11 protein-coding genes are annotated in these 11,861 nt (G+C 69.7%); 7 read left to right on the plus strand and 4 right to left on the minus strand.

Annotation, left to right across the window (positions count from 1 at the left end; genetic code table 11):
• Positions 1–342: 342 nt before the first annotated feature.
• The 5 genes from groL (at position 343) to IH26_RS0104290 (ending at position 4,259) form a co-directional block, all read left to right on the plus strand.
• On the plus strand, positions 343–1,914 hold the full coding sequence (groL, locus tag IH26_RS0104270; RefSeq protein ID WP_030434768.1) for a chaperonin GroEL: 1,572 nt from the start codon (positions 343–345) through the stop codon (positions 1,912–1,914).
• 301 nt (positions 1,915–2,215) lie between these two features.
• Positions 2,216–2,494, plus strand: a complete 279-nt coding sequence (locus IH26_RS0104275; protein WP_030434769.1) for a hypothetical protein — start codon at positions 2,216–2,218, stop codon at positions 2,492–2,494.
• 32 nt (positions 2,495–2,526) lie between these two features.
• Positions 2,527–2,967: a DUF5994 family protein gene (locus tag IH26_RS0104280; RefSeq protein ID WP_051807462.1), complete on the plus strand. Its 441-nt coding sequence runs from the start codon at positions 2,527–2,529 to the stop codon at positions 2,965–2,967.
• A gap of 184 nt (positions 2,968–3,151) precedes the next feature.
• Entirely contained in the window at positions 3,152–3,949 is a 798-nt protein-coding gene (locus IH26_RS0104285; protein ID WP_030434771.1) for a SigB/SigF/SigG family RNA polymerase sigma factor, read from the plus strand.
• A gap of 85 nt (positions 3,950–4,034) precedes the next feature.
• A complete protein-coding gene (locus IH26_RS0104290) occupies positions 4,035–4,259 on the plus strand; it encodes a hypothetical protein (protein WP_030434772.1) in 225 nt (74 codons plus the stop codon).
• A 268-nt stretch (positions 4,260–4,527) separates the two neighbouring features.
• Here IH26_RS0104290 and IH26_RS0104295 read toward each other — a convergent pair whose 3' ends face one another.
• From IH26_RS0104295 to IH26_RS0104305, 3 genes are all read right to left on the minus strand, one after another.
• A complete protein-coding gene (locus tag IH26_RS0104295; protein WP_051807463.1) occupies positions 4,528–5,595 on the minus strand; it encodes a hypothetical protein in 1,068 nt (355 codons plus the stop codon).
• Positions 5,592–6,728, minus strand: coding sequence for a glycosyltransferase (locus IH26_RS0104300; protein ID WP_030434774.1), 1,137 nt, complete (start codon positions 6,726–6,728; stop codon positions 5,592–5,594). The genes IH26_RS0104295 and IH26_RS0104300 overlap by 4 nt, the downstream gene beginning before the upstream one ends.
• A gap of 1,014 nt (positions 6,729–7,742) precedes the next feature.
• The gene (locus IH26_RS0104305) at positions 7,743–8,468 is read right to left on the minus strand and encodes a GAF and ANTAR domain-containing protein (protein WP_030434775.1); all 726 of its coding nucleotides are present in this window, start codon (positions 8,466–8,468) and stop codon (positions 7,743–7,745) included.
• A 445-nt stretch (positions 8,469–8,913) separates the two neighbouring features.
• Between IH26_RS0104305 and IH26_RS0104310 the strand changes: the two genes are divergently transcribed.
• The gene (locus IH26_RS0104310) at positions 8,914–10,092 is read left to right on the plus strand and encodes a SpoIIE family protein phosphatase (protein ID WP_245664901.1); all 1,179 of its coding nucleotides are present in this window, start codon (positions 8,914–8,916) and stop codon (positions 10,090–10,092) included.
• Between the two features lie 90 nt (positions 10,093–10,182).
• Here the strand turns inward: IH26_RS0104310 and cspE are convergent, their stop codons facing one another.
• Positions 10,183–10,386: a transcription antiterminator/RNA stability regulator CspE gene (gene cspE / locus IH26_RS0104315; RefSeq protein WP_030434777.1), complete on the minus strand. Its 204-nt coding sequence runs from the start codon at positions 10,384–10,386 to the stop codon at positions 10,183–10,185.
• A 518-nt stretch (positions 10,387–10,904) separates the two neighbouring features.
• Between cspE and IH26_RS0104320 the strand changes: the two genes are divergently transcribed.
• Positions 10,905–11,855, plus strand: coding sequence for an RNA polymerase sigma factor (locus IH26_RS0104320; RefSeq protein WP_030434778.1), 951 nt, complete (start codon positions 10,905–10,907; stop codon positions 11,853–11,855).
• Positions 11,856–11,861 lie beyond the last annotated feature (6 nt).

The following is an 11,861-nucleotide window of genomic DNA, read 5'->3' on the forward strand; positions in this document are numbered from 1 at the left end:
TCATCGTGCGCCGCGGAAAGGAGGTCGGCCACCGGTTCACCACCGCCTCGACAGAAATGGCAGGAACCGAGTGGGGAGACGGGTGTTGCCGTGGTCCGGAGCAGCCGCGAACCGCCGGCCCGCAATCTCGACCCGACCCTATCCCGGCGACTCCGGACCTGCGCCAGGCCGCGTCGCCTTGTGCTTTCGGGGGATGGGTGCTGCACTGTAGCTAGCACTCGCCTGGTGTGAGTGCCAACCGAATGGGATGGAACCCCCGGGAGGGGGGCCGTAGCAGCGGTCATCGCAGGTCGGCCCGAGCAGGTGCTGCACGTGGGCACGACGATGGTGAGGATTCCGCAGATGGCCAAGTTGATCGCATTCGGACAAGAGGCCCGCCGTGGCTTGGAGCGGGGCATGAATGTCCTCGCTGACACGGTGAAGGTGACCCTGGGCCCGAAGGGGCGCAACGTCGTGCTGGGCACTCCGTGGGGTCCGCCCACGATCACCAACGACGGCGTGAGCATCGCCCGGGAGATAGAGCTCGACGACCCGTACGAGAGGCTCGGCGCCGAACTCGTCAAGGAGGTCGCGAAGAAGACCGACGAGACAGCCGGCGACGGAACGACCACGGCGACGGTGCTCGCCCAGGCGCTGGTCCACGAGGGGTTGCGGAACGTCGCGGCCGGGGCCAGTCCGATCGCGCTCAAGCGCGGCATCGAGCAGGCCGTCGCCGCGGTGACCGAGGCGTTGGGCAATCAGGCCCAGGAGGTCGAGACCAGGGCGCAGATAGCGGCCACCGCGTCGATCTCGGCCGCCGACCCGGCGGTCGGCGAGATGATCGCCGACGCGATGGACAAGGTCGGCAAGGACGGCGTCGTCACCGTCGAGGAGGGCAACACCTTCGGTCTCGAGCTCGAGCTCACCGAGGGCATGCGTTTCGACAAGGGCTACATCTCTCCGTACTTCATCACCGACGCCGAGCGGTCGGAAGCGGTCCTCGAAGAGCCGTACCTGCTGATCGTCGACGACCGGATAGCGAACCTGAACGACCTGCTGCCGATCATGGAGAAGGTCGTGCGGGCGGGCAGGCCGCTCGCCGTCGTCGCGGAGGATGTGGCGGACGAGGCCTTGGCGACCCTGGTCGTCAACAACATCCGGGGCACCCTCACTTCGGTGGCGATCAAGGCACCCGGGTTCGGTGACCGGCGCACCGCCATGCTGGCCGACCTTGCCGTGCTCAGCGGAGGCCAGGTGGTCAGTGAAACGGTCGGCATAACCCTGGAGAACGCCGGCCTCGATGTGCTCGGCCGGGCCCGCAGGATCGTGGTCACCGAGGACGAGACCACCATCGTGGACGGTGGCGGGGTCGTCGCCGAGATCAACGGGCGGGTCGCCCAGCTCCGTGCCGAGATCGACGGCAGCGACTCCGACTACGACCGGGACAAGCTCCGGGAGCGGCTGGCGAAATTGGCCGGCGGGGTCGCGGTGATCAAGGTCGGGGCGTCCACCGAGGTGGAGCTGAAGGAGCGCAAACACCGCATCGAGGACGCCGTGCGCAACGCCAAGGCCGCCATCGAGGAGGGTCTGCTGCCCGGGGGCGGCGTGGCGCTGGCCAACGCCGCCGACACCGCATTCGACAAGCTCGACCTCACCGGCGACGAGGCCACCGGTGCGAACATCGTGCGGGTCGCGCTGACCGCGCCGTTGCGGCAGATCGCCGAGAACGCCGGCCTCGAAGGCGGCGTCGTCAGCGGCAAGGTCAAATCTCTCCCTGCCGGTCACGGTCTCAACGCCGCCACCGGCGAGTACGTCGACATGATCAAGGACGGGATCGTCGAACCGGCCAAGGTGACCCGCTGCGCGCTGCAGAATGCCGCCTCGATCGCCGCCATGTTCCTCACCACCGAGGTGCTCGTCGCCGGAAAGCCCTGATCGAGCCGAATCGGCGTACGCTGGAGGAGGATCGGCGTCCGCACACACAGCCGGTCAGCGTGCATCCTGACGCATTTCTCTTCCGCCTGGACCCCGCGGCTATGACCCGACCTCCGGCGCTTCATCTGACGTGTCGCCCACTACTTTCCATCCGGCCGGTGTGCCCCATCCGGCCGGTGTGCCGGCTGACGGTCGAGAACGCATGGAGTGGTGCGCCCGTACAGGCCAGCCGTCGAAGCCCCCGAGGCGCGCGGCACCAACCCGGCCGACGGCATGACCGACAACCGCGAGGACGGCCACCATGAACATCCAGGCTCCGACCCGCACCATCGACTCCCTGGCCGCTGCCGAGGCCCTGGTCGCAGCGGCCGAGGCCGCCGGATACGCCCCCTCGATCGGCAACACCCAGCCCTGGCGCTGGCGGCTCACCGGCGACACGCTCGACCTGCATCTGGTCCGCAGCCGGATGCGGCGGGTCTCCGATCTCGACGGCCGGTTGGCCACGGTGAGCTGCGGCGCCGAGCCGGTCGCCCCTGGTGCGCCACGCCTCCCCACCGACCAGATCATCGAACGCTACTGACCGCCGGCCTCGCCGGCGAGGAAGAAGTCATCATGACCGTCGCCACGAAAAGACCCGCGTCGTCCGCCGTGCGGATGAAGCTGAACGGCGGCCCGTCCCGCAAGGCCGCATTCGACGGGGCCTGGTGGCCCCGGACGACGGACGCCGCCGCGGAGCTCCCACCGTTGCTCGAGGTTCTCCGCGGCGTCCGCGGCGAGATCACCCATGTGCTGCTCGGCGCCGCCGATTGGGACCTGCCTCATCCACGCCGGCTGGCGGCCGGGCCGACCATGGTCCGGCTCGGCTGGTTCACCTCCCAGCCGGCCAGCCTTCTCACCCTGGTGACCGAGTTCGGCGAGGACCGTTTCGACCTGCTGGTGGTGCCACCTGATGCGACCTCGGCGGCCGCCGAGATGGCGATGTCCGCAGCGGCGGACGCCGACGACCGGAACCGTCCCGCCGAGCTCCTGGACAGGATCGAACGGGCAGTCTGACCGGTTGCCGCCGCTGGGGACGCGCGGTTCGTCCACCTGCGACGCCCACGACGCGTGCGGTTCCCGCCGATCCCCACGTTTGCCCGGCATGCGACGCGGGCAGGTAGAACACGACGCGCCGGCCCGAGCGTGACGTGCCACTCAACCCGGAGCCGGCGGTCGTCGGCGCCACGTAGGGAGCCCGATGACTGCCGTCGCCGATTCCACCGTTGCCGCCAAGGCATCATTTGCCACGACCCGTACGGCTGCTGAGTTGATCGCCGCGCTGGCAGCCCTGCCCGCGGGGCACCCGTCCCGTCCCGCGTTGCGGGACAGGGTGATCGCGGCATGGTTCCCGCTGGCCGGTCATCTCGCCAGGCGGTACGCGGGTCGTGGCGAGCCCGCCGACGACCTGTACCAGGTCGCGGTGATGGGCCTCATCAAGGCGGTCGACCGTTTCGAGGTCGGCCGTGGCGTCGAATTCGTCGCCTTCGCCATCCCCACTGTCATCGGCGAGCTCAAGCGGCACTTCCGCGACCGCACCTGGTCGATCCGCGTTCCTCGCCGCCTGCAGGAACTGCGGCTGGCCATCACCGGCGCGAACAGCCACCTCACGCACAGTCTTGGCCGCTCTCCGACGGTGGCGGACATCGCCGCGCACCTGAACCTCAGCGAGGAGGAGGTCCTGGAAGGACTGGAGGGTGCTCGTGCCTACACCGCCACCAGCCTGTCAACGCCCGCGAACGACGAGGGCAGCACGACCCTCGGCGACACGCTCGGCGGCGAGGACGCCGGCTTCGAGCTGGCCGAGCTGCGCATCGCGCTCGGACCCGCGCTCGCCAGCCTGGACGAACGCGAACAGAAGATCGTCTGCCTGCGTTTTTACGGCAATCTGACCCAGTCCGAGATCGCCCGGCAGGTAGGCGTCTCGCAGATGCATGTGTCCCGGCTGCTCGGCAGATCACTGGCCAAGCTGCGCGCCAAGATCGACAGTGGCGGCTGACCCGTCCGGTCCGGTCCAGCCGGCCGCATCCCGATCCGGACGAGGTGACCTGCGCGAAACGGCGGGCCGAGCTACTTTCGACGACATGGCGACTACGGTGTTGCGGGTCAGGCTCGTCGGCGGCGACCGCATGGATATCTCGTACGATGAACCGGACGCTTCCGACCAGGGCCAAGTCGTGGAAAAGGTCATCTCGACGCTGGCCCAGGACACGGGCGTGCTGCGCGGGAAGCACGGTGATCGTCTCGTGGTGCTCTACGGCCGAGGTGTCGCCGCCGTCGAGGTCGCGCCGCGGGGCGCGGTGCTGTGACGGAGCACCCGCCCGCCGCCGATCGAGTCAGGCGCGTTCGCGCCGGTTCCGCCCTTCCCGTATGAAGGACTGAGTCTTCCCGATCGCCGCGGCTCGACGGCATCGAGTCCCCGCCCAACGGCACGTAGCGATGATCGCCGGGGTCCAGGGCGGCGCCACCCGTCCAGCGGGGGCTGCTGCCCACGACAGTAGTCGATGCCCGAACGCCCCGACAGACGCGAGACGCCGGGCGTTCGGCCCACGCACGGCGAAATACGGCCGGCCCCGGTCAGGCCGCGACGGCCGGGGGTGCGGTGCTCGACGAGCGGCGGTGCTGGAGGGTGGCGATGAGAGCGAGGGTGGACTCGGCTCCCTGGTTCAGGTTCGGCCCGCGCGGGGTCAGCCCGTCGTAGCCGCCGCCGGTTGCCCGGTCCCACATGACGGCGCGCAGGTCGTTCTCGCCGAGGAACCAGCCGATGCAGCGCTCCAACCCCCGCCACCAGACGTGATCACCGGTGACGGCGGCGGCGGTGGCGCAGGCGTCGGCCAGCGTGGCCACCTCGATCGGCTGCTGATCGTGCCGGGGCCGGGGCCCGCCGCGTCGCCAGCCCACCGACGGGACGACCGACAAATGGTCGCCGGTGGTCTGGATGTCCAGCAGCCACTGGAGCATCCGGAGGCCGGCGGCGAATGTCGCCGCCTCGCCGAGCAGGTCGCCGGCGGTGATGAGGGCCTCGGCGAGGGCGGCATTGGCATAGGTCAGCCGCTCGTGTGGCCAGCACCAGCCGGGATCTTCACCGGGTTGCCCGATTGCGGTGACAGCGTCGGCGAGCAGAGCGGCGGCCGCCCGGTTGCCCGGATCGGCGCGCAGTAGTTCGCCGGCGCCGAGCGCGGCGAACGCCATGGCCCGTGGAGCGGCGGATCGGCGAGTAGCCCCGCGAGTGAAGGCCAGGGCGGCGTCGGCGCGGATCCAGGGCGCCGGATGGCGAGCGGCGGCGGTTCCCAGGGCCCACAGGGCTCGGCCCCACCAGTCGCCGAGCCCGGTCTGGTCGGTCCAGCTCCGATGGAATCCGAGCCGGTTGTGGAACGCGCCGTCGCGGTCCTGCGCGTGGGTGAGGAATGCCAGGTAGCACTCGGACAGCCGGAGCGCCTCCGGCGACCGCCCGGCCGCACGGCTGGTGACGACGAGACCGCGGGCGACGTCGTCCGTGCAATAGCCGTGCTCGCGGCGGGGGGTGGCATGCCGGGCATGCTCGAACAGCCCGGTGTCGTCGGTGAGGCGGGCGAGGTGCGTGAAGAGGGGTGGTGGAGCGTCATTGGCGTCCGGCGTGGTGACGGTCGCCTCCGCAGCGGTCACGAGCGGAGCGCCGCGACCGGGCGGACATCGGCGAGGAGCGACTCCGCGAGTGCCCGGTATCGCCGGGCGACGGCCGGCCATCGCAGGGTGGGTTCGGCGAGGCTGGTGCGTCCGCGCAGGGTGGCGGCCAGACCGGGCGTGGTGAGGATCCGCCTGATGGCTGTCGCGAGGGCGGCCGGGTTCTTGTGCGGCACGAGCAGGCCGGGGCCGTCGGTGAGCAGTTCCACCGCGTGCGGGAAGGTGGTGGCGACGACGGGGATCCGGGCCGCCACGGCCTCCACCAGGACGCCAGAGGTGACCTGTTCGGTGGAGTCGTACGGCAGCACGACGACATCGGCGGAATGGATCAGCTGCCCGAGAGCCGCGTCGTCGAGGTAGGCCGACTGATAGTTCACCTGGTGCGCGATGCCCAGGGTGGCGCCGAGCCGGTGCAGTCCGGACCGGTACGCCTCGCCGTGGAGCTCGATCACCTTGGGGTGGGTCCGGCCGGCGACGGTGTAGACCGGCGCCGGTCTGAGCTCCTGCAACCGGGCGAGTCCACGCAGCGCCCACTCGATGCCCTTGCCGGGTCCGAGCAGACCCCAGGTGAGCAGGTGCGGCTGAGGGCGCCGCGGGGAGGGCGCTCCGGCGTAGGCGGATGCGCCGTGCGGTATCACGGAGACTTTTCCGGCATCGACGGCGTAGCCGAGGAGCAAGCGGTCGTGAGCGGCCGCGGTGATGGTGACGACCGCGCCGGCAGCGGCGACGATCCGTTCCAGCAACGACTTCTGCCCGGGGGAGGGATGGGTCAGCACGGTGTGCAGGACGACGATGCTCGGCACGGTGAGGCGGTGCAGCAGGGCCAGGACCTCTCCGCCGTCGCGGCCGGGGTAGATGCCGTACTCGTGCTGGATGACGGCGATGTCGAAACCGTTCAGCACCTCCGCGCTTTCGCGCCAGCCGGCCGTCGCCGTGGCGTCCCAGGTGTGCACCACGCCGGGCTCCGCCGCCGGGTCATCGCCGCTCGCGCCCACCCGGACCACGCCGCCCGCGATGCCGGCCTCGCCAAGATGGGCGGCCAGGGCGGAGTTGAAGGTCGCCAACCCGCATCGCGTGGGCGGGTGGGTGCTGAGGAAACCGAATTTGATGGTCATGAGCCGTGCCTTCCGGTCATCGGCTCGCCGGGGTGACGCGTCGGCGGACCTCACGCGGCGAGAGCGTCGGCCGGCCAGCGTGTATGGCGGGCGAACGGACCGGCACCTCGGACGATGCCGCAAACGGGCGAAGTCGCACCCGGGCTCGAACGGCGGGGTCTCAGCCGATGTTCTGGACGTGCCGACCGCATGTGGTGCAGCCGGCGCGGTGTCAGCCGCTGTGCTTGATCGGGGCGCGCAGCTCCGATGCGCGGCCGTGCGGACCCCACCATACCCGCCTCGGCGGTGGAGGGCAGCGCAAGTGACCGCCGGTCGGGCGGCCCACGATGATCGGACGCCGGGTGATCACCCGGTCGCGGGGCGGTATCTCATCGACTCGCCTGCGGCGTCGTCACCGATTTCGTCAGCCTCCCGGACCTGTTCCGGCCGTGACCGTGGTCGTCAGGTCTTGCCGGACACGTCCGCGGTTCAGCGGGCCGAGCCGGGCGCCGGGGCTGCGGGAGCCGCGAACGGGTGGCGAAGCCAGTGCATCGCCTCGGCTCCGCGATCGACGCTCGACTGTGGTCTGCCGACGGCTTTGGTACCGGGGGTTGCGGGCGGCGCTACAAACAAAGTGGCATGGTCGTGGTTCGGTGTCATGAACGTCCTTGATTTCGGTTCGTTGAATGGTCCCGGCACAGGCCTCTGGCGAGTCGCATGGTTGGCCGGTGACAGTTCAACGGCAATGGTGGAACGGCAGCGGCACGGCGCGATGTTCTACATCCGCGGTCGCGGCAGTGGTGCGAACTCTTCGCACTGATGGGGCGACCGGCCGGCCGTTGGAGTAGCCCGAACGTCGCCGCCGCGTGACGGGCGGGCTTCGGACCGTTGACGGGCAGAGCTGGTCTCAGCATCGCCGTCAAGTCGGAGTATACCCGGCCCGCTGAGCGGGATCGGACCGCGGGGTACCGATCGCGGCCCACGTGGCCGGCGCCACGTGACTCACGGTCCCTATCGGCGCCGTCCTCGCCGCGGTTAGGGGTTTCCCAGGTCCGGCAGGGCGGGGAGGCCGGTGACGATGCTGCCGGCGACTTCGCCGAGGCGCCGGTTGTGGCGGCGGGCGAAGTCGCGGATCAGGGTGAAGGCGTCGTCGGGACTTACGCCGCGGGCCTGGGCGACGATGCCTTTCGCTTGTTCGATGATGATGCGGCTGTTGAGTGCGCCCTGTAGTTGGCTGGTGAGGATTTCGCCGCGCCGGATGGCGCGTTCTTGCAGGAGGCCGATCACGGCGACGTCGGCGAGGGATTGCACGATGAGGGTGTCCGAGTCGTCGAGCTCGGCGGTGCTGCCGAAAACGCCCATGGCGCCGAGCACCTCCTTGCGCAGTCGGAGGGGGAATGCATGCACGGATTGGAAGCCGGCGCGGGCGGCCTGTGGTGCGAATCGGGGCCACTTGTCGGTTGCGGCGTCCAGGTTCACGTTGGTCACCGGGCGGGCGGTGCGGAACGCATCGAGACAGGGACCGTCGCCGTATTGCAGCTGGAACAGTTCCAGCAGCCGAGCGCTCTCGTTGGAGGCGGCCATGAACGTCAACCGCCCCCGGTGGTCGGCGAGCATCAAGCCGACCTCGCCGGTGTCGAACAGATCGGCCACGCGTTGTGTGAGCATCTGCAGGAACTCGACCACGTCGAATTCGTCGACGAGCGTATCGGCTACCTCGACGAACAACGTCGCGAGCCGCTCGGCCGAAACGGTGGTCACAGCGGCCTACCGCCTTTCTCCGGGTGCCGGGCCGACGGCGGTCACGGGCGGCCGCTATCGAACGAAAGCCTACGCGCGACCACGTCGCGTGCTACTTCTCCCAATGCCCTGTCCTCGGCGCAGGCGTAGGCGCGTAGCCGGGCCAGCGCGTCGGCCACGAGACGCCCAGCTGCACCGACAACAACCCCTCGGCCTGGAACAGCTCCGCTCGCCGGCCCATCACCTCGTTCAGCCCGTCGGCCGGTGCCCCGGGCAGCGTCCGCGCGTCGAACTGCCCTGTCCGTGAGCGCCCTCGGGCGGTGAGCCACCGCGTCCGGGCAGGATCAACTGGCCGCGGTGACGCCTCGCATCGGGGATGAGAGACTCGGATCGTGAAGCGAGCAGAGCGTCCGGCGGCCGACTGCGTCCCGGCCTAGTGCGGCGGCCCGGTCGCCGGAGCGAGCCGGTGGATCTGGTGGAGGACGACCTCGACGACCTGTACGACAACGCACCGTGCGGCTTCGTCTCCACGCTGCCGGACGGCACGATTGCCAAGGTCAACGCCACCCTCCTCGCCTGGCTGGGACACGCCCGCGCGGACCTGGTCGGCCGCCGCTTCGTCGATCTGCTCGCACCGGGCAGCCGCCTCCTCTACGAGTCGCACTGCGCGCCGCTTCTGCGGCTGGAAGGCGAGGCCAAGGGCGTCGCGCTGGAAATGCGCACCAGCAACGGTCCGGTGCTGCCGGTCCTCGTCACATCTACGGTCAAGACCGGCCACAACGGTGTGCCCGCCATGGTTCGTACCACGGTCTTCGACGCCCGCGAGCGACGCGCGTACGAGAACAAGCTGCTGCTGGCACGCCAGGCGGCCGACCGGGAACGGGACCGGCTGCGACTGCTCGTCGGCGGTCTCCAGCGCAGCCTGCTGCCCGCCACCTTGGCGGTTCCGCCCGGTATGACCACGGCTTCGCACTACCACATGGCCTCGGCCGACGAGGTCGGCGGAGACTTCTACGACCTCTTCCCGCTCTCCGCCGGCCGGTGGGGCTTCTTCCTCGGCGACGTCCGGGGGAAGGGGGTGGCTGCGGCCGCGGTGACCGCTGCCGCCCGCTACACGTTGCGCGCGGCCGCCGTTTACGACCCCGAGCCGGGTGCCGTGCTGCGGAATCTCAATACCGTCCTGTACCAGGAGTACGCAGCGGCGGGGCATCGGCACTGCACCGTCATCTTCGGCATTCTCGAGCGCCGGGGGAGCACTTACCGCGCGACAGTCGCCTCCGGTGGTCACCCGCCGGCTCTGGTGGTCCGCGCCGACGGTTCCGCCGCCTACCACCCCACGGAAGGCGGGACGTTGATCGGCATCCTGGCCGAACCGCGCTTGGTGACCCGGACGATATCCCTCCGAGCGGGCGACACGTTGATCCTGTACAGCGATGGGCTGACCGAGGCGAAGACCCGGGCCGGTGGGCGCTACGGCGATGAGGCGTTACGTGAGTTCGCGCAGGATCTGGGTCCGACCAGCGCCGCGGCGGTCGTCGACGCGCTCGCCGGCCTGCTCACCTCGTTCGCCGAGGTCGACGACGACGTCGCGGTGATAGCACTGACCCTGAATCGGGAGATCGACGCCGACGCGCCGCCGGGCTGACGCCGGCACGCGGATGTGCGGATCAGCAACCATGGACGATCGGCCGCCGTAGTGCCCGGCGATTCGCAGGCGAGGCGCCGGGAGCGCGTGTCACAGCGGGCGGATGTTCTCCGCCTGTGGGCCCTTGGCGCCTTGGGTGACGTCGAACTCCACCCGCTGGTTTTCCTCGAGGGTGCGGTAACCGGAGGTGACGATGGCCGAGAAGTGCGCAAACACGTCCTTGCCGCCGTCGTCCTGGGTGATGAAGCCGAATCCCTTGTCCCCGTTGAACCATTTGACCGTACCGGTTGCCATGTTTCTCCCTGCCGGCTTGGAGCTCCGCACCTTACGGAGCTCGCCGTCGCCGCGTTGATCATCCCGGACACCGACGAAATAAAGAACGCCTGCGGGCATCGGATAACCCGGCAGGCGTCAAGAACGTCCAAGGAAATCAAAACTGCAACGGACGAAGCGTAACGCAGCGTCCCCGCAAAAGCGAGACCGCCGGGTCGCCGTCCTGGCGGCAACCGCCGGAAGGGGCGAACGTCGGCCAATGCCCGAGCGGCGAAAAGGGGGGCCGAATTTCGGAGCCGCGCGACGCCGGCCGAAATCCGCCCCATCGTGCGGCGCAGAATCCCGTCGCGGGCCGGGCGCCGTGATCTCGATACCGTGCTACGGTTCGACACGCTGCAGTTCAGACTCCGCCCGGTGGGGTTTTATCCGGAGCCTGGAAGAGAACCAGCGCGTCGTATTCGAGGTCACGCCGGCTACCGCGGCACCTCCGGGCCACGTCGCCCGGTGCCCCGCGAGACCGTCCTGGGAGTGATCAGCCGATGACAGCGACAGCTGACGGAACCCGTGCCGCCGTTCTGGATCCGGTCCGCGCGTATCTGGCGCAGATAGCCCGGTCGGCGCTGCTCACCGGCGAGCAGGAGGCTGACATCGGCAGGCGCATCGAGGCCGGGCTGTACGCGACCGAGCTTCTGCGCGCCCACGACGAGGCGGAGGGGCGGCTCGGCGCGGAACTGGCGCGCGACCTGCGGATCATCTCTCGGGAAGGTGAGTGTGCGAAGGCCGATCTGGTGGAGGCCAACCTGCGCCTCGTGGTCAGCATCGCAAAGCGTTATATGGGTCGAAACCTGCCCTTTCTGGACCTCATCCAGGAGGGCAATGTCGGCCTGATCAGGGCCGTCGAGAAGTTCGACTATCGCATGGGCTTCAAATTCTCCACCTACGCTACGTGGTGGATACGCCAGGCCGTCTCGCGCGCGGTGGCCGATCAGGCGCGGGTCGTTCGTATCCCGGCGCACGTCGTCGAACTGATCAACAGGCTGAGGCGGGCCCAGCGCGATTTGATTCTGGAATACGGCCGGGATCCCACGGTCGCCGAACTGGCCGGCTGCATGGACATCGCGCCGGAAAAGGTCGTGGAGATTCGGCAGCATGGCCGGGAGGTGCTGTCGCTCGATCAGCCGACCGGCCCGGGGAGCGACATGGCGGTGCTCGGGGAATTCATTCAGGACGAACATGCGATCGTGGCGCTCGAAGCTGTCAGCCACGCCCTGCTGCGTGACGAAGTCGACGCGGTCCTGGCCACCCTCACCGAGCGTGAGGCCGGGGTGGTGCGCCTGCGGTTCGGGCTGGACTGCGGTGTCCCGCGAACGCTGGAGGAGATCGGTATCGTCTACGGCGTCACCCGCGAGAGAATACGGCAGATCGAGGCGCGGACCTTGTCGAAGTTGCAGCATCCGGCCCGGTCGCGGCGGCTGCGCGACTTTCTGTGAGCTCGG

This window comes from Actinoplanes subtropicus (assembly GCF_000721705.1).
GTDB classification, from domain to species: Bacteria; Actinomycetota; Actinomycetes; order Mycobacteriales; family Micromonosporaceae; genus Actinoplanes; species Actinoplanes subtropicus.